At 65.4% G+C, this 22105-nt stretch carries 18 protein-coding genes; 16 read left to right on the forward strand and 2 right to left on the reverse strand.

The annotated features are described in order from the left end of the window. Positions 1-159 precede the first annotated feature (159 nt). From F3K02_RS07580 to F3K02_RS07650, 15 genes are all read left to right on the forward strand, one after another. Positions 160-861, forward strand: a complete 702-nt coding sequence (locus tag F3K02_RS07580) for a DUF6781 family protein (protein ID WP_177134752.1) — start codon at positions 160-162, stop codon at positions 859-861. Beyond that, complete coding sequence (locus F3K02_RS07585; protein ID WP_177134754.1) at positions 861-2621, forward strand: ABC1 kinase family protein; 1761 nt, start codon at positions 861-863, stop codon at positions 2619-2621. The genes F3K02_RS07580 and F3K02_RS07585 overlap by 1 nt, the downstream gene beginning before the upstream one ends. Next, the gene (locus tag F3K02_RS07590) at positions 2618-5257 is read left to right on the forward strand and encodes an MGDG synthase family glycosyltransferase (RefSeq protein ID WP_177134756.1); all 2640 of its coding nucleotides are present in this window, start codon (positions 2618-2620) and stop codon (positions 5255-5257) included. Before F3K02_RS07585 ends, F3K02_RS07590 begins: the two co-directional genes overlap by 4 nt. After that, entirely contained in the window at positions 5254-6219 is a 966-nt protein-coding gene (locus F3K02_RS07595; protein ID WP_177134758.1) for a patatin-like phospholipase family protein, read from the forward strand. Before F3K02_RS07590 ends, F3K02_RS07595 begins: the two co-directional genes overlap by 4 nt. Continuing rightward, the gene (locus F3K02_RS07600) at positions 6212-7021 is read left to right on the forward strand and encodes a polyprenyl synthetase family protein (RefSeq protein ID WP_177134760.1); all 810 of its coding nucleotides are present in this window, start codon (positions 6212-6214) and stop codon (positions 7019-7021) included. Before F3K02_RS07595 ends, F3K02_RS07600 begins: the two co-directional genes overlap by 8 nt. Then, on the forward strand, positions 7018-8118 hold the full coding sequence (locus F3K02_RS07605; protein WP_177134763.1) for an efflux RND transporter periplasmic adaptor subunit: 1101 nt from the start codon (positions 7018-7020) through the stop codon (positions 8116-8118). Before F3K02_RS07600 ends, F3K02_RS07605 begins: the two co-directional genes overlap by 4 nt. Continuing rightward, positions 8115-11396 (forward strand): efflux RND transporter permease subunit, encoded by a 3282-nt coding sequence (locus F3K02_RS07610; RefSeq protein ID WP_177134765.1) that lies wholly within the window; start codon positions 8115-8117, stop codon positions 11394-11396. Before F3K02_RS07605 ends, F3K02_RS07610 begins: the two co-directional genes overlap by 4 nt. Further along, complete coding sequence (locus tag F3K02_RS07615) at positions 11393-12691, forward strand: TolC family protein (protein WP_177134767.1); 1299 nt, start codon at positions 11393-11395, stop codon at positions 12689-12691. Before F3K02_RS07610 ends, F3K02_RS07615 begins: the two co-directional genes overlap by 4 nt. A gap of 32 nt (positions 12692-12723) precedes the next feature. Then, a complete protein-coding gene (locus F3K02_RS07620; RefSeq protein WP_177134770.1) occupies positions 12724-13215 on the forward strand; it encodes a PaaI family thioesterase in 492 nt (163 codons plus the stop codon). Then, positions 13212-13775, forward strand: coding sequence for a PaaI family thioesterase (locus F3K02_RS07625; protein ID WP_177134772.1), 564 nt, complete (start codon positions 13212-13214; stop codon positions 13773-13775). The genes F3K02_RS07620 and F3K02_RS07625 overlap by 4 nt, the downstream gene beginning before the upstream one ends. Positions 13776-13816: 41 nt before the next feature. Next, complete coding sequence (locus F3K02_RS07630; RefSeq protein ID WP_218179370.1) at positions 13817-14881, forward strand: HlyD family secretion protein; 1065 nt, start codon at positions 13817-13819, stop codon at positions 14879-14881. Further along, positions 14860-16665 (forward strand): ATP-binding cassette domain-containing protein, encoded by a 1806-nt coding sequence (locus F3K02_RS07635; protein ID WP_177134776.1) that lies wholly within the window; start codon positions 14860-14862, stop codon positions 16663-16665. The genes F3K02_RS07630 and F3K02_RS07635 overlap by 22 nt, the downstream gene beginning before the upstream one ends. Then, entirely contained in the window at positions 16662-17816 is a 1155-nt protein-coding gene (locus F3K02_RS07640; RefSeq protein ID WP_177134779.1) for an ABC transporter permease, read from the forward strand. Before F3K02_RS07635 ends, F3K02_RS07640 begins: the two co-directional genes overlap by 4 nt. Then, the gene (locus F3K02_RS07645) at positions 17813-18982 is read left to right on the forward strand and encodes an ABC transporter permease (protein WP_177134781.1); all 1170 of its coding nucleotides are present in this window, start codon (positions 17813-17815) and stop codon (positions 18980-18982) included. The genes F3K02_RS07640 and F3K02_RS07645 overlap by 4 nt, the downstream gene beginning before the upstream one ends. A gap of 61 nt (positions 18983-19043) precedes the next feature. Further along, on the forward strand, positions 19044-19268 hold the full coding sequence (locus F3K02_RS07650) for a hypothetical protein (protein WP_484496844.1): 225 nt from the start codon (positions 19044-19046) through the stop codon (positions 19266-19268). Between the two features lie 21 nt (positions 19269-19289). Here the strand turns inward: F3K02_RS07650 and F3K02_RS07655 are convergent, their stop codons facing one another. Then, positions 19290-20606 carry a tyrosine-type recombinase/integrase gene (locus F3K02_RS07655; protein WP_177134783.1) on the reverse strand — a complete coding sequence of 439 codons (1317 nt, stop codon included), beginning with the start codon at positions 20604-20606 and terminating at the stop codon, positions 19290-19292. A gap of 278 nt (positions 20607-20884) precedes the next feature. Beyond that, entirely contained in the window at positions 20885-21508 is a 624-nt protein-coding gene (locus tag F3K02_RS07660; RefSeq protein WP_425485573.1) for a hypothetical protein, read from the reverse strand. Between the two features lie 185 nt (positions 21509-21693). On the opposite strand from F3K02_RS07660, the gene F3K02_RS07665 reads away from it, so the two are divergent. Next, positions 21694-22065 carry a VanZ family protein gene (locus F3K02_RS07665; protein WP_177134787.1) on the forward strand — a complete coding sequence of 124 codons (372 nt, stop codon included), beginning with the start codon at positions 21694-21696 and terminating at the stop codon, positions 22063-22065. Positions 22066-22105: the final 40 nt, after the last annotated feature.

A 22105-nucleotide genomic window follows, 5' to 3' on the forward strand; every position in this document is an offset into this window, starting at 1 on the left:
GCACGACCTGGTCGCATCGGCGGACGGGTCGTGGAAGGCCCGCGCTAGGCGACGATGAGGTAACAACTATCGCAGCCATCAGGGCTGCCGATATTTTTTATGCGCGGCACCGCCATGACACCCGGTTGTTCAGGTCATCACTTCAGGAGGATCACCATCATGCAAAACGAAACAGGCAACAATATTGGCGGCAGTGACGATACCGGCACGCTCGAAGCTGAAGTGCGTAGCGCCGTCGAGCAGGGTCACGATGTGCAGGAAATGGTGCGGCAGCTCACCTTGCGCAGGATCAGCGCGCGCTCGCTCGATATCGAATCCCTGCGGCAGATCGCAAGTGCGGTTTTGCGCGGCGCGCGGGCCGGTGCGCAAAAGGAGTTGCAGCAGTCAGCGGCGCAAACCGACATCACACGGACACGCCTCAAACAGGCTGTCGCCGGGCTGGACGCGGCGCTGGCGCAGTTGGCCGAAGCCTCCAAACTGGCGCTGGAAGAAGCGGCGGCCCGGGCGCAGACATTTTCCAGTGAGGACCTCGCCCGCGCGCGCAACGACCTGGAAAGCCTGGAGGCGATGTTCCTGGAAACCCTGCAAACCTCGGCCTCGGGTGCCAAGGATGCCACAGGAGAAATCCTGTCCGATCTGGCAAGGCACGCCCGCCTCTATGGCTCCGCCGTGCGCGCACAGTTGAAGGAAACCCTGGCCGTCATCACGCACCAGCTTGGCACGGCGGGACGCACTCAGGTTGTTGCCGGCCTGCATCTGGCGCAAGCCACTTCCGACCTGCTGCGCCAAATCGCTGCCGGCGTGCTCACCGGTCTGGCCGATCACGTCAAACCCGGCCATCCCAAAGGCAACGGCGACTGATGTTGTGGCAGACGCTGACGACGGCGCGCGACCTGGGCCGCCTGCACGACATCGCCTCGATCCTGATCCGCTACGGCTTTGGCGACATGGTGCGCCGGATGGGGCTGGCCAATGCGCTGGAGCGGGCCGGGCGGGCGTTGCACTGGCGCGAGGCCGAGGAACTGGCGCACCTGGAGCCGCCCGCCCGGGTGCGCCGGGCGCTGGAGGAGTTGGGCCCGACCTTTGTCAAGCTAGGCCAGGTGCTGGCTACCCGCATCGACCTGTTCGAGCCGGAATGGATCATTGAATTCGGCAAGCTGCAGGACAGCACGCCCGCTGCGCCCTGGGCCGACATCCGTCAGCAACTCTGCGAGGATCTGGGCGCCCCGCCCGAGGAGGTGTTCGCCACCTTCGATCCCGAGCCGCTGGCGGCGGCCTCCATCGCACAGGTGCACCGCGCCCGCCTCGAAGACGGCAGCGAGGTGGTGGTCAAGGTACGTCGGCCCGGCATCCGGCCGATCATCGAAGCCGACCTGCGCTGGCTCGCCAGGCTGGCACAACTCGCGGAGGGGGAAAGTCCGGAACTGCGCGCCTTTCGCCCGCAGGAAGTGGTGCGCCAGTTTGCCCAGTCGCTGCGCCGCGAACTCGATTTCGCCGGCGAATGCCGCAACGCCGAGCACATCGCAGAGAATTTTGCCGGCTATGCCGACCCGGACTCGCCCGGCCTCCCGTCCAGCGGGGAAGTGGTGCAAACAGAGGCACCCGAGGAGCGGCCCGCCCTCATCGTCATTCCCCGCGTCTATTGGCAGTGGACCGGCGAGCGCGTGTGCGTGCAGGAATTCATCGCCGGCATTTCCGGGCGCAAGCTTGCCGCAGTCAACCAGGCCGGCCTCGACCGCAAGGTCCTCGCCCGTCGGGGCGCGCACGCAGTGTTGAAGATGATTGTCGAGGACGGCTTCTTTCACGCCGACCCGCACCCCGGCAACGTGTTTTACCTGCCCGGCAACCGCATCGCCTTCATCGACTTCGGCATGGTGGGGCGGCTCACCGAGGTGCGCCGCGACCAGTTGACCGGCCTGCTGCTGGGGCTGGTCAAGCACGAGCCGCGCCGCGTCGCCGACGTGATGCTCGACTGGACCGGCGACGGTGCCATGGACGAGGACGGCCTGCTTGTGGAAATCCAGACCTTTGTGCAGCAATACCATGGCGTGGCGCTCAAGCAGCTGCGACTCGGTGCCATGCTCTCCGACCTGGTGGCCATTTTGCGTCAGCACCAACTGGCCTTGCCGCCCGATCTGAGCTTGCTGATCAAGGCCTTCATCTCGCTCGAAGGCATGGGCCGCGAGCTCGACCCCGACTTCGACATGGCCGGTGAGGCGATGCCCTTGCTGGAACAGGCGCTGCGCGCACGTTACACCCCCACGGCCATCCTCCAGCGCGGCTGGCGTGGGGTCAGCGAGGCGCTGTCCCTGGTGGCCGGTCTGCCCCAGGATATCTCCCGGCTGCTGCGCGCTGCCCGGCGCGGGCGGCTGGAAATTCACATTGATGTCACGCACCTCAAGCGCGTCGGCAACCAGCTCGACAACGCCGCCAGCCGACTCACGGTCGGCATCGTCATCGTCATCGCGGCGCTCATCATCGGCTCCTCCATCGTCATGACCGTACCCGGCGGCCCCACCTGGCTGGGGCTGCCCTTCTTCGGCCTGCTCGGCTTCGTCGGCGCCGTCATCGGCAGTATCTGGCTGCTGCTCTCGATCTGGCGCAGCGGGGGCGAGGAATGAGCGGACCGCAGACCTTGGGCGTGGACCCGCTCATCGCGCTGGCGCTGGTGGTCGCATTCACCCTGCTGGCTGCCCTGGCATGGCTGGCGCTGGCGCGGCGACGTCACCGGGTGCGGCAGCTGGCTGCGCACCCGCTGGCGGCGGGCGATGCCGGGACCACTCCACCCCGAAAGATCGTCATTTTTTACTCGTCCATCGGCCACGGCCACATCAGCGCCGCGCAGGCCATCAAGCAGGAGATCGTCCGGCTGGCGCCGGACGCGCGCGTGGTCCTGCAGGACATCCGCGAGTTCATGCACCCGCTCTGGCGCTGGGTGGACGAGAGGCTCTACTGGTTCATCGCCGGCAATCTCCCGGAAAGCTTCGACGCGCTGTTCCATGCCCTGCAGGCGCGCGGCAACCGGGTGCCTTCGCTGGCATGGCTGTCCAACGACTACCCGCAAGACAAGGTGCGCGCCTTTCTGGAGGCGCAGGCGCCCGACGCGATCCTCGCCACGCATTACGGATCGGCGCAGGTGCTCGGGACCCTGCGCGAGCGCGGGTTGCTGGCGCAGGTGAGCATCGGCTGGCTGCACACGGACTTCTTCGAGGGCTATTTTCCGCGCATCTCAAAACGGATTGACCGCACCTTTCTCGCCCACCCCGACCTGGAAGCGCGCTGGCTGGCGGCGGGTGTTCCGCCCGACAAGGTCACCACCAGCGGCATGCCGGTGCGCGCCCCGGCCGCCGACGGCGCAACCCGGGAGATGGCGCTCACGGCGATGGGTCTGGCCCCGGATGTGCCCACCGTTCTCATCACCTCCGGCAAGGAGGGAGTCGGCGACTACACGCTTGTGGTGGAGAGCCTGGCCCGCCACCACGAGGGCCCGCTGCAGATCATTGCCGTCTGCGGCGCCAACGCCCGGCAGCAGGCGCTGCTCACGGCACTGCAAAAGCGCCTGCCCGAGCCGGTGGCGCTGAAGGTCTGCGGCCTGGTGCCGCACGGCGACCTGCTGGCCTGGATGCGCATGGCCGACCTGTTGATCACCAAGGCCGGGGGCATGACGCCGGCCGAGGCCTTCGCCGTGGGCACACCCACGATTCTGCTGGACGTGGTGAGCGGCCATGAGCGGGAAAACGCCGCCTTGTTCGTCCGGCTGGGGGTGGCCGAGCTGGCCGACACGCTGGCGCAGGCGGGCGAACTGGCCGCCGCTGTGCTGGCCAGCCCGCAGCGGCAGGCGGCGATGCGCCACGCCCAGCGTGCCTTTCACGACAGTGCCGACCTCGGGCGCATCGCCCGCTTCGCGCTCGACCCGGCCTTGCCCGCGCCGGGTATGACGCCGGACTTCGGCGCCGAGCACGGCAGCGCCGTCACCGACATCGACGCGGCGCTGGCGCGGCTCCAGGACGAGGCACCCTGCGACATCGAGCTGCTGCTGTCCTACTCGACCGCCAAAACACCGCAGCGCGTGGTGCTGGAAAACCCGTTCGGGCACATTGCCATCCGCGTCGACGACACCGTCTACAGCGCCAACTATGTGGCCGTGCCGGGACACGACCCGAACCTGCTGCAGCACGTGACGCTGGCCGACTACCTGTACGGTGTGCAGCCGCCGTCGCCATCACAGGTGCACACCAACACCTACGGCATGGCCTACGGCCGCGAGACGCTCGGCTTGCGGGTGGCGGGCGTGGCGGCAGAGCGCAAGGCGGCGATGGTGGCCGAGGCGCACCGGATCGAAGACGAATTCCGGCAAGGCCGCCTGCTGTGGGATCGCAGCGAGTTCAATTGCGCCGATGTGGTGGTGCGCATCCTGCGCGCGGGCGGCTATGACCGCTCGCCACCGCTGGGGCGGCGGTGGCTGCCGGTCATGCCGCTGGACATTTTCGAGGAGGCACGCCAGGTTTGCGAGGAAGACGCTTCCTTGCGCATGGAACTGGTGGCCTACCGGCAGGTGCCGGGCGCCCAGGCAGCCTATCGCTTTTCGCGTTTTCCGCTGTCGCTCGGGCAACCGCTGCGCTCGGTGGCGCGGGCGCTACGCGAGGCGCCGCAAGAACCCCTCGAAGCGGCCGCGTCCAAACAGCTGACCGGTTATTTCGGCGACCACCAGCTTTATTTCGAGGATCTGCGCGGCCACGGGGCTGGCGCCCTGGCCGGCGATCCGGTGCATTTCAGCCACGTGCAGCGCAGCCTGGCCGACGCCCTGGCGACCGACCTGAGGCGCTTGCTGGCGGCCCAGGCCAGACGGCCTCTGCGGGAGATCGGGCGCCTGGGTGATCTTGACGGCGCACAGGACGTCCGACGCCTGCTGGAGCGCAGCCTGGCGCTGGCGCGCATCGCCACCGAGCGGGCCGACGAGGTGCTGCAAGACCGGGGGGCGCGGCGCATGCGGGTGCTGTTCACCGAACTCGTGAACGAGTACGGCCGTATCGACGCCTGGCGCCTGCAGCGCCAGGAGATCGAGGCCTATCTCAAGCGCTTTCAGGTCTTCGAGGCCGCCGTGGGGCGTGAATTCCCGGCCCGCCATGGCACGCGACCCGCGCGGGCCACGATGCTCCGGCGCTCACTGCGCTACGGTATCCGGCGTCTGCGCCGGCGCGTCGCTGGGCGGCACCGGCCCACGGGTCAGGGGCTGGACAAGGGGGCAAGCCAATGAACGAACCACAAACCAGCCAAGCCCCGGCAGCAGGCCTGACGCCACCCAGGCGGCCCCGGATCGGCTTGGCACTGGGCAGCGGTTCGGCGCGTGGTCTGGCGCACATCGGCGTGCTGCGCGCCTTGAAGGAAGCCCGCATTGAGGTCGATGTGGTGGCCGGCACCAGCATGGGGGCGGTCATTGGTGCCGTCTTTGCCTCGGGCAAGATTGACGGCCTGAGCGCCAGACTGTGCAATCTCGACTGGCCAGGCATCGTCGCTCTGCTCGACCCAGTGTTCCCCCGCTCGGGGCTGATTGACGGCCAGAAAATCGCCGAATTCGTGCGCGCCCACGTGCCCAGCGCCCGCATTGAGGACCTGCTGCTGCCCTTTGCTGCCGTGGCTACCGACATCACCAATGGCGAGCAAGTGGTGGCCACGACGGGCGACCTGACCGAAGCGGTGCGTGCCAGCATCGCCGTGCCCGGTATCGTGACCCCGGTGCGCAGCAATGGCCGCATCCTGGCCGATGGCGGTCTGGTCAATCCGGTGCCGGTGAGCGTGGCGCGCGCCATGGGCGCTGACCTGGTCATCGCCGTTGACCTCAACCACGACATCGTGGCGGGCCGACTGTCCCACCCCGCTGCCCACAGCAACGGCCATGCACCCATCATGGCGCGCCTGTTGGAGAGCCTGCAGGCCATCAACAGTCCGGTGCTGGCGCAGTTCGAGGCCTGGCTGCACAAGGCGCCCCTGGAGCCACTGCCCGGCATTTTCGACGTGCTGCTGGCCTCGCTTTACATCATGCAGGCGCGCGTCACCGAAGCCGGCTTGCAGCAAGACCGGCCAGAGATCCTGATTCAGCCGCCATTGGGCGCGGTGCGCTTCATGGAATTCGACCGCGCCGAAGAAATCATCGACATCGGCTACCGCAGCGCGGTCGAACAACTGGCCCTTTGGACAAGAACAAAAACCCATGATTGACGACCATCCCACGAACTTCCCCGAGACCGTGATCGCCAGCGTCCACGCCGCCGTGGCGAGTACCCTGACCTGTGAGGCCTTGCCGGTGCGCGGCGCCTTGCGCCTGTTGCTGTCTGGCCAACATACGCCGATCCGGGCGCTGGTGACCTGTAGTCTCTATCCAGCGCAGCCGGGCATCGACGCGGGCACGGCGCTGGACCTGATCCATATCAGCCTGCAGCAGTTGCATGCCCACATCGATGCGACGAGCGGCGCGTCCGCGCTGCTGGGCAACGCCGCCGCCGTGCTGGCGGGTGACTACCTGACCACCGGGGCTTTTCGCCTGCTGGTGCGCTGCGCTGACATGCGCGTCCTGACGCTGGTTTCCGATGCGGTCAACCGGGCCTCGGAGCTGGAGGCCACCCAGCTGGGCCTGGATCCAGATGCCCGAGACGATCCGTCGCGGCTGTTGCAGACCCGGCAACAACTGGCTGCGCCGCTGGGTGAGGCGGCTGGTGCCACGGGCGCCACCCTCGCGGGCTACCCTGAGCCGCTCGCCGGCGCGGCCCGGCGTTACGGCCAATACCTTGTTTCAAGCCACGTTTTGCAACTGGAAGCCGATGCCATGCCCCCTTCCAGGGCACGCACGGCCCTGCAGGACGCCGCGCTCGATTTGTGCCGCCAGGCGACGCGGGAAGCGCGGGCCATCGCGGCGGCCACAGACAACGAACGCCCGCTCGAACTGGCTGAACGGATCGCGGCCAGCCTTGGCGCCCAGGCATCGGCATGCAACCCAGAAATTTGTACCTCGACATCATCATGAAAGACCCTCTTGTGGAAAAAAGAAAAAACCGCCTCCCCTGCCTGGCGCCGCTGGCGCTGGCCGCACTCCTGGGCGCCTGCGGCAAGGCGCCGCAGACTGCGGCTGCACCGGCTGCGACCAGCCGCCCCCTGCCGGTCATGACCGCGTCTGCCGGGGCGCCGCTGGAGTACACGGCGGTCGGTTCGGTGGTGTCGGCCCAGCGCGTCGAAGTCGCCTCGCGGCTGAGCGGCTATATCCGCGACATGCTGGTGCAAGAGGGCGACCGGGTGCGGCGCGGGCAGTTGCTGGCCCGCCTCGACGCCGCTGACGTGGAAGGCGGCATTCGCCAGGGCCAGGCGGCGGGCGGCGCGGCAGAGGCGGCGTTGCGCGATGCACAGATTGACCTGGAGCGCTTCCAGCGTTTGTTCGAGCGCGGCAGCGTCTCGGACAACGAATTGCGCAAGGTTCGCCTGAAGTTCGAGGCCGCGCGCGAAGCCCGTAACCAGGCGCGCGCCGGTCTCGACACGGCGCTGGCCCAGCGCGCCTACGCCGAGATCACCAGCCCGGTGGACGGCGTGGTGGTGGCGCGCCACAAGCGAACGGGCGACCTCGCCCTGCCCGGCATGCCGCTGCTGACCCTGGAGTCGGGCAGCGGCCTGTTGTTCGAGACCTTCGTGGCGGAGGGCCAAGTCGCCGCCATCGCGGCCGGCCAGCCGGTGCAAGTCAACATCGACGGCGTGCCCGCGCCGCTCAAGGGCACGGTGAGCCGGGTGGTGCGCTCGGGCGACCCCGTCAGCCGCAGCTACCAGGTCAAGATCGCCCTGCCCGAAACGGCGGGGCTGATGTCGGGCATGTTCGGGCGCGCGGCGTTCGGGCTCGGTGCGAGCCAGGCGCCATTGGTGCCCAGACAAGCGTTGGTCGAGCGCGGCGGGCTCACCGGTGTCTTCGTGGTGGATGCCGAAGGCCGGGCACGCTTTCGCTGGCTGCGCATAGCCCGCGAGTGGCCCGATCAGGTCGAGGTGAACGCGGGCCTTGTCGCCGACGAACGTTTTGTGGCGGCGCCTGTGCCCGCGCTTCGTGACGGCGATCTGGTCACCTCAGTCAAGGAGGCGCGATGAGCGACCCTAAGCTCAACAGCGCCGGGCGGCTGGCGAATCTCTTTGCCACGTCCAAGTTGACGGTTCTTTTCATGTTGGCCTGCGCTCTGCTGGGCTTGCTGGCCGTGACGCTGACCCCGCGCGAGGAAAACCCGCAAATCGTGGTGCCCGGTGCTCAGGTATGGGTGGCACTGCCCGGTGCCTCCGCCGAGGAGGTAGAGGAACTGGTGATCCGCCCGCTGGAGGGCATCGTCAAGCAGATTGCCGGCGTTGATCACACTTACGCGACCGCCGTGAATTCGATGGGCGTGCTGATGGTGCAGTTCAAGGTCGGCCAGGACAAGGAAAAATCCCTTGTCAAACTCTACGACCGGGTGCTGGGGCAGCGCGAGCGCCTGCCTGCGGGCGCGGGCGAGCCGCTCATTCGCAGCGTGGATGTGGACGACGTGCCCATCGTCACGGTCACGCTGGCCTCCGAGATATACGACGATTACGCCCTGAAGCGTCTGGCCGACCGCCTGATGGAAGGACTACGCAGCCTGGACAAGGTCTCTGCCATTTCCGTCAAGGGCGGGCGCGACCGGGAACTGCGCATCGAGTTGGACCCGCAGCGCTTGCAGGCCTTCGGCGTCACGCTGGACCAGGTGCATGCCACCCTGCGCGCAAGCAATGTCGCCGCGCCGCTGGGCACGGTGGTGCAACAGGGCCAAAACCGCCAGGTGTTCTTGGACGGCTTTCTGAGCTCGGCGCAAGACCTCAAGCGCGTGATCGTGGGCAGCCATGCCGGGCGCCCCATCTATCTGGGCGATGTGGCACAGGTCGTCGACGGTCCGCCGCAAGAGCGCACGCACCTGAGCCGTCTCGCATTTGGCCCGGCGGACGGGCGTTTTGGCAAGGCGCAGCAGGCGGAGATGCCGGCCGTCACGTTGGCCGTGGCCAAGAAAGCCGGCAGCAACGCCGTCTTTGTTGCCAACGATGTGCTGGAGCGCATCGAGCGCATGAAGGCGCAATTCGTACCGGCAGGGGTCGAACTGGTCGTCACCCGTAACGACGGCGAGAAGGCGGACGCCGCCGTCAGCGGGCTGATTGAGCACCTGGGTATCGCGGTGCTGGCCGTGTTCCTGGTGACTGCCGCGTTTCTGGGACTGAAGGAAGCACTGATCGTGGGCGTGACCGTGCCGCTGATCCTGGCCCTGACCCTGGGCGCTGCCTATCTCTTTGGCCTGTCCATCAACCGCGTTTCGCTGTTCGCACTCATCCTGTCGCTGGGCTTGCTGGTCGATGGCGCGATTGTCGTGATCGAAAACATCCACCGCAACTACAGCCGTCTTGGCAAACAGGACAAACGCCTGGTCACGGTGCAGGCCACCAACGAAATCGGCAACCCCACCAACCTGGCGACGCTGGCGGTGATGCTGGTGTTCGGCTCGCTGCTGGTGGTCAGCGGCATGCCGGGGCAGTATTTCTACCCGGTCGCATTTAACGTGCCGGTCGCCATGGCGGTCTCGCTGCTGGTGGCCTACGCGGTGGTGCCCTGGGCCGCCAACCGCTGGCTCAAGCCCGGTGAAGGGCACGATCTGGAAGACCACGACACCCAGGATCGCCTGCACCGGTTCTACCGCGCTGTCATGTCACCGCTGGTGGATCGCTCGCGCAGCCGCTGGCTCGCGTTCCTGTTGGCCGGATTGGCCATTGCCGTGTCGCTTCTGCAGCCAGCCTGGCAGTTCCTGCGCCCGGCGGGCGTGGGCGGTTCACAGTCCTGGTTTGGCGTCGAGATGACCATGATGCCCAAGGACGACAAGAACACCTTCAACATCACCCTGGACATGCCAGAGACCGCGCCGGTGGAGACGACAGATCGGTTCGCGCGCGAGATCGGCGCCGTGTTGCGGGAGAACGCCTACGTTCGCAACTACCAGAGCTGGATCGGCGAGGCCGGCGTGATCGACTTCAACGGCTTGCTGCGTGGCGCCGGCAACAAGCAGGGGGCGCACGTCGCCGAGATCCGCGTCAACCTGCTGAACAAGGCTGATCGGAGCAAGACCTCGATCGACATCGTGCGCGAGCTGCGCCCCACGCTGCAGGCCATGGCTGCGCGTTACCCTGGCAGTACGGTGCAACTGGTGGAAGACCCGCCGGGGCCGCCGGTGCGTGCCACGGTGCTGGCCGAAATCTATGGCAAGGATCTACCGCAGTTGCGCGCGTTATCCGAGCAGGTCAAGACGGCCTTCCAGCAGACGCGCGACATGGTGGAGGTGACCGACTCCGAGGCCCAGGACGTCTACCAGTACCGCCTGACGGTGGACCGGGAAAAGGCCGCGCTGTCCGGGCTGAGCGTGGCTGAGGTGGCCGTCGCGCTGCGTCGGCTGATCGACGGCGAGGACATGGGCCGGGCCCGCATCGCCGGCGAGAAGAACCCGGTGCCCATCCGCTTGCAGATTCCCCGGCGCCACCAGATCGATCCCGCGCTGCTGGCACGCGTGTCTGTGACCAACCGGCAGGGCCAGCGGGTGCCGCTGTCCGAACTGGTGCAAGTCGTCCCCGGCTCAGTCGACCGGGCGATCTCGCACAAGGATGGCGAGCGCGTCACCTACGTCGGCGGCGAGCTCGAATCCACCGCCCCTGTGTACGCCGTGCTCGACCTTGACCGGCGATTGGACGGCTTGCTGCTCGCCGATGGCAGCCGCCTGACCACCGGCAACCTGCGCCTGAACCCGGTGGCGCCCGACACCCTGGAGGGCCCCCGCCTGCTGTGGGACGGCGAGCTGCGCATGACGCTGGATACCTACCGCGACATGCTGGGCGCGCTGGGCTTGGCGCTCACCTTCATCTTTCTGGTGCTGGTGGCTTACTACCAGTCGTTCAGCCTGCCGCTGGTCGCCATGGCGGCGATCCCCCTGGGACTGGCAGGCATCTTTCCGGGGCACTGGCTCATGGGGCAGCCCTTCACCGCCACCTCCATGATCGGCATCATCGCCCTGGCCGGCGTGGTGGTGCGCAATTCGCTGCTCATCATCGATTTCGTGCTGGACTACCGGCGGCAAGGCATGGACTTGCGCGAGGCCATCCTCGAAGCTGGCGCGGTGCGCCTGCGGCCCATCCTGCTCACTGCTTTGGCCATCGTGCTGGGCAGCGCCGTGATGCTGACCGACCCGGTGTTCGGCGGGCTGGCCATTTCGCTGATTTTTGGCACGCTGGCCTCCACCGTGCTCACCCTGGTCGTGGTGCCGCTGTTGCTGTATCTGCTGCTGCGCTACAAGGACCGGAAGGAAGCAAGCATGGAAAAAGGAATCGTATGAACCGCTCGATAAAAGTTCGCGGCCTGTTGCCGCTGGCCGGCCTGGCCGCTGCCCTGCTCGCCGGCAACGCCGCCGCTGAGTCGCTGCAACAGGCCTGGGACACCGCACTGGCCGTTGACCGCGGGCTCAAGGCGTCACATGAAGGCACCGCCGCGGCGGCGAGCCTGCTGGAGGCAACCAAATCCGCCCGTCTGCCCAATGTGGCGCTGGAGGCGGGCTATACCGCGCTCAGTGAGACACCGGCGGCCCAGGTCGATCTTCTGGGCCAGTCGCTGCAAATGCCGCTGGCGCAGAAGGACAGCACCGCCTACCGCGCCATGGCGACGCTGCCGCTCTACACCGGCGGGCGCATCACGCGCGGCATTGATGCGGCCACGGCGGGTCTGGAGGCGGCGCGGCTGGGTGAAACAGCCGACGCGCAGAACCTCAAACTGCGCGTGGCCGATGCTTATGTCAACGTGCTGCGCGCCAGCCGCATGTTGAAGGTCACCGAGAGCCACGTCGCCAGCCTGCAGGCCCATGCACAGGATGTGGGAAACCTGCATGAGCAGGGCATGGTGGCCAAAAGCGACCTGCTTTCTGTTCGGGTGGCCCTGGCCGATGCGCAGCAGCGCAAATTGCAAGTGGCCAATGGACTGGATCTGGCGCGCGCCGTCTACAACCGCCTGCTGGGGCGGCCGCTGGATCAACCCGTTTCGCTCGACGAGCTTTCACCCGAGGCAACGACACCGGAGCCGCCCCCCGCCCTGACCGAGCGGGCATTGGCGCAGCGCAGCGAGCTGGCGGCACTGGCGCGGCAGATTGAAGCGATGCGCCATCAGGCCGCCGCCGTGCGTGGTGAAACCGCCCCGCAGGTAGCGCTTTCCGGCGGCTACGGCTACCAGGCGAACCGCTACCAAGTACACCCGGGGCAATGGATGGTCACCCTGGGGGCTAAATGGAATCTGTTCGACGGTGGCGTGGTCGGCCACCGCGCTAACGCGGTTGAGCGCCAGGCCGCGGCATTGACGGAACAGCGCGACGAACTGGCCTCCCTCATTGCCCTGCAGGTGCGCCAGACCTGGCTGGATGTGCAAGAGACCCGCAAGCGCCTCATCGTCACCCAGTCGACCATCGCCCAGGCCGAGGAAAACCTGCTGGTGGCGCGTGACCGCTACGCCAACGGCCTGTCCACCCATACCGAGGTGCTGGATGCTGAGACCTTGCGCACCGGCAGCGAAAGCAACCACGCCACTGCGCTGTTTGATGCCGCCCTGGCGGGGCTGCGTCTGAAGCGCGCCACGGGCGAACTCTGAACAACCCCCGTCTTTATTGGAGACCGCATCACATGACCAGTCCGAAAAAAATCGCCATCTCTATCGAAGAAGTGGCACGCCTGTTCTCACAGCACATGCCGCATGGACTCGATACCGGGATGTGTCTGGACGACATTGACGCCGATGGCAAAACTCGGATGCATTTGCCTGCACAGGACTTTCTTGCTGGTGACCCTGCTGGACAATTCTTCTTTCCGGGCGTGATGTTCAGCCTCGCTGATTCTGCCTGCGGCCTGGCGGTTTTCCGTTCTCTGGGACGCTTTGCGCCCATTGCGACGCTGGATATGCGCGTTGACCATCTGGCACCAGCCACGATGGATGCCGATTTGATCGCCGTGGCTGAGTGCTACCGGCTGACCACGCCCATCGCCTTCGCACGTTGCGAGTTGCTCAGTGGTCCCCAGCGTCGGTTGGTTGCCATCGCGATGGGTACTTTCGTGCTCTCGTCGAGTTCATCAGATGCATTCGATATCAACAAATTCGCGAAAGATCACCAGTCATGAACAAGAATTCAGTGCACGACGGCGCAGCTCTGCTGAACGGCGACAGGGTCTCTTCGACGCTGGCTGCGATTCCCTATGCGAGGCATCTTGGAGTCCGCGTTGCCGAGTTCAGCGAGGCCGGGGCAGTGGTGTTTCACTTGCCGTTCGAAGAGCGGTTGGTTGGAAACGTCACTCTACCGGCGTTGCATGGTGGCGTTATTGCAGCCTTTATGCAGGTCGCGGCACTGGCCTCAACCTATTCGTTTTTGCGCGGGGAGCGACTGCCCAAGCTGGTGGATTTCTCGCTCGACTATCTGAGCTCAGCCGGTCCAATGGATCTGTACGCCGTATGTGACATGCATCGTGTCGGCAAACGTATCGCAGCCGTTGGGGTTCGTTGCTGGCAACAGAGTCCGGACAATCCTGTGGGGGTTGGCCGGGCACATGTGTTTATCGCTCAGTCAGCCTCTGATCCGAACTTGCAACACGTGCGTTCTGATCAAAACTCCATTGCTGCGCACCTGGCCACTGCTACAGGGGCCAACTCGCCGCTACCCACCAAAGCGGAGGACTCGAAATGAACATAAAAAAAGACCGATTTTTCCTGACCACCATCGTGGTCTTGCTGGTTCTGGCTGGATTCGCCACCTGGTGGTTTCTTCTGCGCCAGTCGCCGCTGCCCGAAGGCTTGATCCAGGCCAACGGCCGCATCGAGGGGGATCATTACCTCGTCGCAGGCAAGATGCCGGGGCGCGTAGCCGAGCTCTTCGCCAGGGAAGGCGACGCGGTTCAAAAAGACCAGGTACTGCTGCGGCTGGATGCCGCGCAGGTGGACGCTAGGGTGGAGCAGGCGCGGCAGGCGGTGGTGGCACTGGAAGCGCAATTCAAGGCGGCCAAGACCGGGCTTGCGATTCTGCGCAAGGATGCGCCGCTGACCGTTCAGACCGCCGAGGCTGGCGCGGCACTCACGCGTTCCCAGCGCGCGACGGCGCTCGCCAACGCGGCACAGGCGGAGCGGGATGCCGCCCGTTTCAAGAGGCTCGCGGAATCCGGCACGGTGGACCGGCATCGTTACGAACAAATGGAACTCGCCAGCCAGGTGGCGCAAAACCAGGCCATTGCTGCCCGCCAAGGGGTGACCAGCGCCGAAAAACAACTCGCCCAAGCCCGGCTGGGCCTGGAACGCATCCGCGCCAGGGAGGATGAAGTGGCGGCCCTGGCCGCACAGCGCGACCAGGGCAAAGCGGCGCTGGCCGAGGCGCAGAGCATGCGGGACGACCTGACCCTCAAGGCACCGGCGGCCGGGGTGCTCACCACCCGCATGGTTGATGTGGGGGAAGTCATCGCGCCCGGCGCGCCGATGTTCGACATCGTTGATCTGGACCGGCTCTACCTCAAGGTGTTCATCCCGGCAAACGAAATCGGCAAGGTGCGCCTGGGCCTGCCGGCGCGCATCTACACCGACGCGTTTCCGGACGAACCGCTCGCGGCCACCGTGCGCCATATCGCCTCGCAGGCCCAATTCACCCCCAAGGAGGTGCAAACGCCGGATGAACGCGTCAAGCTGGTGTACGCGGTCAAGCTCTATCTGGACGCGAACCCGCAGCATCGCGCCACGCCCGGCCTGCCGGCCGATGCCGTGATCCGCTGGAAAGAGGATGCGCCATGGGCCAGGCCGCGATGGTAGGCAAGGACGCGCCCGCCGTGCGGGTGCAGGATTTCGTCAAACGCTACCGCAAACAAACGGCGGTCGACGGTGCCAGTCTCAGCATTGAGCGCGGTGAGATTTACGGTCTGATCGGCCCCGACGGCGCAGGAAAAAGCAGCCTGATGAAGGCCATCGCCGGGGTGCTCTCCTTCGAGGGCGGCACGCTTCAGGTCTTCGGCGAAAAGATCGACTCCGAAGCTGCTGCCGAAAGGGTCAAGGGTCGGCTCGGTTTTATGCCGCAGGGCCTGGGTCTCAATCTCTACCCCGAACTCTCTATCGAGGAGAACATCGACTTCTTTGCCGAACTGCGCGATGTGCCGCCTGCGGAACTGGCCCGGCGCAAAGGCAATCTGCTGGCCATGACGCGCCTGGACAAGTTCCGCGACCGGCCGATGAAGCAGCTCTCCGGCGGCATGAAGCAAAAGCTCGGTCTGGTCTGCACGCTGATCCACGAACCCGAGCTGATCATCCTGGACGAGCCGACCACCGGCGTGGATCCGGTGTCGCGGCGGGATTTCTGGAAGATCCTCACTCAATTGCTGCGCGAGCGCGGCATCACGGCGCTGGTCTCCACCGCCTATATGGACGAAGCGGCGCGCTTTCACCGTCTGTCCCTGATGTTCGACGGGCGGGTGCTGATCGAGGGCGCGCCGGACGCGATCCTGCGCGAGGTGCCGGGTACGCTGGTCGAGCTGGTGGCTGAGCCGCAGGTCGAGGCGCTGCGCCAACTGCAAACGCTGTTCCCGCAGGCCGAAGCGGTGGGCCCCGGACTGCGCGTGTTCGTGCCGGGGGCAACGCCGCAGGCCGCCCGTACCCAGGTCGCAGCGCAGCTTGCCAGCTTGCAAGTGAGCGAGATGCAGGCCGGCGCGCCCGAGCTTGAAGACGCCTTCATCGCCCTGCTGCAGCAACGGCAACTGGCCGGGCTGGACGATGCCCGGCAGACCCAGGTCTGGCTGGATGGCGAGCCACCCAAGGGCGATGGCAGCGCCATCGCGGCGCGGGAACTGAGCCGCGATTTCGACCACTTTCGCGCCGTCGACCGGGTCAGTTTCGAGGTACGTCAGGGGGAAATTTTCGGCCTGCTGGGGGCCAACGGCGCCGGCAAAACCACGGTCATCAAGATGCTCACCGGCATCCTGCCGCCCACCGGCGGCGCGGGTACGGTGGCGGGGGCGGACATGCGCCACGCCAGCCAGGCCATCAAGGAGCGCATCGGCTATGTATCGCAGGCGTTTTCTCTCTATCAGGACATGACGGTGCAGGAGAATCTGCGCCTGTTTGCGCGCATTTACGGCGTGCCGGGCAGCCGCTTGGCTGAGCGCATGGCCCGCGTGGTGGCGCTGGCGGGGCTGTCTGACGTCACCGCTCAGCTGGTCAGCAAATTGCCGATGGGCATCCGCCAGCGTCTGGCGCTGGCCTGCGCCCTGGTGCATGGGCCGCGCGTCTTGTTCCTCGATGAGCCGACCTCTGGCGTTGACCCCATCGGCCGGCGCCGTTTCTGGAAAATCCTAGTGCATCTGGCGCGCGTCGAGCAGGTGGCCATCCTCATCACCACCCATTACATGAGCGAGGCCGAGCATTGCGACCATCTGGTGCTGATGCACGCCGGGCGCGTCATCGCCGACGACAGCCCGGCCGCGCTCAAGGCCGTGCTGCAAAAAGAAGCATGGCTGCCGCCTGACGGCGCCCCGCGCCCCCCGACCCTGGAAGATGTGTTCGTGCATCGCATCCTGCAACAGGAACATCAGGAGGCATCCACATGAAGGTCCGTCGCATCATCGCGCTGGCGCGCAAGGAGTGGCGCGAGATTCTGCGCGACCGGCTGTTTTTCACGCTGGCCTTCGTGGTGCCGGCGTCCCTGATGCTGATCTTCGGCTACGGCCTCACCCTCGATGTGGAGCACATCCCGTTCGCGGTGGTCGATCACGACAAGAGCGCCATGAGCCGCGATTATCTGCATCGTTACATCGACTCGCGCTACTTCGACTACCAGGGCGACGTGGCGAGCGAGCGCGAGATCGAACCCTTGCTCGCCGACAGCCGCATCCGGCTCGCCATCGTCATCCCGCCGCGCTTCCAGGAAAACCTGATGTCCGGGCGGGCGGTGGAGGTACAGACCCTGATCGACGGCACCTTCCCGTTTCGCAGTTCCAGCAGCAAGGGTTACGTGGTCGCCATCAATGCGGCCTTCAACGGCGAACTGCTGGGCAACTATATTTCGCGCCGGCTCGGCGTGTCGGCGCAAACGGCGCAAGCCATGGCACAGCCGGTCGGGGTGCAACTGCGTTATCTCTATAACCAGGAAGTGAAGAGCGTCTGGTCCATCGCGGCCGTGCTGATGATGTTCGTGCTGATGGTAGCCCCGCCTTTCCTGACCGCGCTGGGCGTGGTACGCGAAAAGGAGAACGGCTCCATCTACAACATCTATGCCTCGACCGTGACGCGCGGCGAGTTCCTGATCGGCAAGCTCGCCCCCTACGTGGCGATCTCGGTGATCAATTTTCTGATTCTCTGGCTCATGGCCACGCAGCTCTTTGGCGCACCCTTCAAGGGCGATCCGCTGTTCTTCTTCCTCGCCTCGGTGGTCTATGTGAGCTGCACCACCGGCATCGGCCTGCTGGTGTCGCTCTTCGTGCGCACCCAGGTGGCGGCGATGATGCTCACCGTCATCGTCACCATTGTTCCTTCCGTGCTGTACTCAGGGCTTTTGGTGCCGATTGCCTCGATGGATGCGGCCGGGCAGTTCGAGGCCCATCTGTTCCCCGCCATGTATTACACCGACATCGTGCTCGGCAGTTTTCTCAAGGGCGTCGGGCTGGAACAGTTGTGGGGCAAGGTGCTGGCGCTGCTGATCTACGCCGTCGGGCTGTGGACGGCGAGCTTCCTCATGTTTCACAAGCGGCCGAAATCATGAACGGCGACCCGGCAGAAAACCGCGCGCGGCTTTACCTGTGGTGGTCGCGCCTCGCAGCGATGACGGCCAAAGAGCTGATCCAGTTCGGGCGGGATACGCTGTTGCTGGTCGCCATTGCCTATCTGTTTGTCTTCGACACCTATATGGCGGGCAACGTCAGCATGCAGCTCAATCACGCCGTGGTGGTGGTGCATGACGCCGACCACAGCGCGGCCTCGCGCGAGCTCATTTATCACTTCCGTCCGCCCCACTTCAGGCTGGGCGGCGAGGTGCAGGACCACCGCGCAGGGCAGCGCCTGCTGGATCAGGGGCAGGCACTGGTGGTGCTCGACATTCCGCCGCACTTCGAGCGCGACATCCTTCAGGGCAAGCCCACGGATGTGCAGGTGCAGGTGGATGCCAGCAATACCGTGCTGGGCTTTCTCGCCTCCAGCTACGCCGCGCAGATCATCGGGCAGTACGGCTTCGATCAGGCGCTCGCCCGCCTGGGTGTCACCGAGCATTCGATGCAAAACGTCCCCATAATCCAGAGCCAGCACCGCGTCTGGTACAACCCGAACCAGAGAGATGCCTGGTTCATGCCCATCGCCGAACTGCTCACCGTCATCACCATCATGGCCATCATGCTGCCCGCCGCCGCCGCCGTGCGCGAGAAGGAGCGCGGCACCATCGAACAGTTGCTGGTGTCTCCCCTGACGCCGATCCAGATCCTGCTGCCCAAGGTCATCGCCATGTCCCTGGTCATCCTGCTGGGCACCGCAGTGAGCCTGTTCTTCGTACTGCGCGGAATATTCGACGTGCCGATGAAAGGCAGCCTCGTGCTGTTCTTTGCAGTGACCACGCTCTACACCTTCACCACGGCGGGTCTGGGTCTCTACATCGCCACTTTGAGCCGCAACCTCGCCCAGGCGGCCATGCTGGCTATTCTCGTGTTGATGCCGATGATCTTCCTCTCCGGTGCCTGGACCCCGCCGGAAGCCATGCCCGCCGGGATGCGTGAGGCTATGTTCCTCTCGCCGCTCTACCACTTTATTGAAATGGGCTATGGCATCCTGTTGAAGGGCGCCGGGCTGGACGTGTTGTGGGATTCGCTGCTGAGTCTGGTACTGCTGGGAATCGTGATCTTCGGTTTCGGCGTCTGGCGCTTTAAGCGGCAGTTCGGGTGAAATCATCGCCCGAATCTCTTTTCTGAAATTTGACGCAGCCAAATCCGCCCGTCTGCCGAATGTGGCGCTGGAAGCCGGCTACACCGCCCTCAATGAGACACCGGCAGCCCAGGTCGATCTTCTGGGCCAGTCGCTGCAAATGCCGCTGGCCCAGCGGGAAAGCGCCGCCTACCGCGCCATGGCGACGCTGCCGCTCTACACCGGTGTGCGCATCACGCGCGGCATTGATGCGGCCACGGCAGGTCTGGAGGCGGCGAGGCTTGGCGAAACAGCCGATGGACAGTGATGGCAACCGAAAGAACCTCGATCATTCTGCAGGCGCGCCAGAAGCGCTGTCACCCAGCAATGCAAGCAACAACACAAGTGCATGCCGCTTTTCAGGGATGTAGTCGTGCCCGTCGTAGTGTCTGGCCTGAACCCCTGTAAGGCCGTGTGATTGCAGATGCCCGCGGACCTCGCGGCTGACGCCTTCCCGGGCCAGTAAGGTCTCTACACCCGAGCGGATGCGCTTGAGCTGAAACCCCTCAATCTCCGTGCCCACAATCCCATGGGCCCACCCCGTCAACGTGCGCGCGCTGATGGGTTTTTCCCCCTTTGTGGTCGAGAAAACGTACTCCCCTTCACGCTCCAATCGCTTCAATTCTGTGGCAGCGAGGGAAACCAAGGGCACCTGATGCGGGCGCGCGCCCTGGCTGGGCCGACCTTTTCCGTCGAAGAGTGTGATGGCGTCGTTGCCAACATCCGCCCATTTCAGTCGGATGAACTGCTCAATTCGCTGTCCTCCGGTCAGCAGGTGCAATCTCAGCGCTGCCGACTCGATGCCTGGACGGTCAACGATCAGCTTCCAGTACGCCTTCATTTCTGCCTGAGACAACGGGCGCTTGTCGGCACGGTCGAACTGCGGGGAACGCCGTGTCTGAGCTGCAGGGTTGAACGTTACCGCGAATGTCTTGAAGGCCACTGGAATGGCGGCCAGGGTCCGCACATCCAGCGCACACTGATAGGCAGCTCGCAAGTAGGACCGCAATTTGTTCGCAGTGCGCCCTTTGCCACTTTCGATGAGCCGTCGCAGCATGTCAAGCACCTGGTCGGGCGTGAGGTCCACCGCAGGCGCCTTGGCCACCGCCGGCCATGCTTCCGCCACATGCTTCTGAAAAATCCCCTGCGCATCCACGTGGCTGCGACGACCCTGAGTTTTCAGGTACTCCACATAGGTATCGAGCAGCTTCTCAAGGGTGCGCGTGGATTTCTCGGCCTCTTCCGATTTCTTGGCGAGAAAGGCTTTTCGTGTCTCGGCCTTGGCCTCCTGCAGCCCACCCGTGTCGGCACGTTCAACATGCACCTCGGCCAGAGCCCTGCACTTCTCCAGCGCGGCAGCGATGCCGAAGCCGCGAACGGTGGGCTGCAGCTTCTTGGGTGGAGCCGTCGGGTCATAGACGCCGATGGGTTCTCGGCTGGTCTTGCCGGCATACGAATACCGCCAGTACAGCTGCACCGCACCGTTGGCCAGCTTGCGCGCCTGAAGAGCACCACCCCGATCCAGGCGGCTGTGCAGGGTCACGAAGGCTCTACCATCGAGCGATTGGATGGCTGCCGCTGCTGCCGAAAGTTGATCTTTTGCCATAGTCCGCGGTTGCTCTGGTGCCAGTCTGGTGCCAGTCTGGTGCCAGTTTGGGCTGGGATGGCCTGGGACGGCCTGAAATCACTTTGGACGCAAGTTGTTGATTTGTAAAGGCTCTATGGATGGCAAGTTGTATCAGGAAGTCCCGTATAATCCCATCCCGACGGACTGTTAATCCGCAGGTCCCTGGTTCGAGTCCAGGTCGGGGAGCCAGAAATTCGAAATCGAATCAAGCACTTGAGTCTCACGACCCAAGTGCTTTTTTCTTGCCTGATGGCGATTCAGTTCGCAGCAAAACAATAGAACAGCCCTGCCCCTCCGGTGGCCTTGAGCGCGTCCATGCCGCAACCCCGTGTGCCGTGCGACGCGTTCCACGACTTGGCGGGCGCGGAGTCGTCCAGGCCCATGCGGTCGTGGTGACCAACGACGGCAGACCCAGCGCCGCTCTGGCTCCAGTTGCCACAGGTCGTGTCACCCGACGCCATGGCCACACGCCCGTCCGGTGCCGATCCCGTCAGGATGTCGTGCATGTTGACCGGGTCACCCCGGCCGCTGATGACCTCGCCTTTTTCGGTCAGCGCCGTCTGCTTGTTGAGCATGTTGGTTCCATGCAGTTCGTCCACGCTGGCCGCCACCAGCGCGCCCTTGGCGTTGTGCCAGGGTCCACGGCCGATGCGGTCGCGGGCGTTCACGGCGGGGCTTCCGCCACTCGCTGTGGCACTGAGGTAGGCACGCCAGTTCTTGCCACCCGCATTGACCGCAGCGGCGAGCTTCTCGCAATAGGCATCGGCGCCCGCCAGCCCACCGAGGTCTGCGCCCTGACCCGGGTTGGCACTGGTCAGAAAAAAGCTCATCGCGTTTTGCGACACCGCGGGTGTCGACAGACTCACACCCAGAACAGCCATGGGCAAAAGCAAAACGGCACGTTGGATCCGAAGTCGCATGACAGTCTCCTTTTGTTGACGTCGCAGACAGCTCGACGCGAGGCACAACATACTCCGACCCATTGGTCAGTTCAAGAAACCACACGGTTCGTCGGTACACTGCAAAACATAAGGGGGCTTCAGCACCCTACCCGACAAGAAGCTCCATGCCCCTCCTGCTCAAGACATCGTTCTGGCTCAGCACCATGGCGGTGGTCGTGCTGTCCCTGCTGCCGGTGGCCTACCTGCCACCACAAAGCTTCGACATCTGGGACAAGACCCAGCACGCCGCAGGCTTTCTCGTCCTCGCGGTGCTGGGACTGGCGGCGTATCCCGCCACCCCGGTCCTGCGAGTGTGTCTGGGTTTGCTGCTGCTGGGGGGCGCGATCGAGTTCGCCCAGTCAGCCACGGGCTGGCGACAGGGTGATCTGCTTGACCTGCTGGCCGACGCGGTGGGCATTGTGCTCGGTGGTGGCCTGAGCTGGCCGTTGCGCCGGCTGCTCGCTGCGGCTTCCCGCCATGTCCGACACCAGGGTTGATGGCAGGTTCTCCGCCAGCAGGTGAAAACGGCGAAGCACA

Source organism: Hydrogenophaga aromaticivorans, from assembly GCF_013387465.1.
GTDB classification, from domain to species: domain Bacteria; phylum Pseudomonadota; class Gammaproteobacteria; order Burkholderiales; family Burkholderiaceae_C; genus Hydrogenophaga; species Hydrogenophaga aromaticivorans.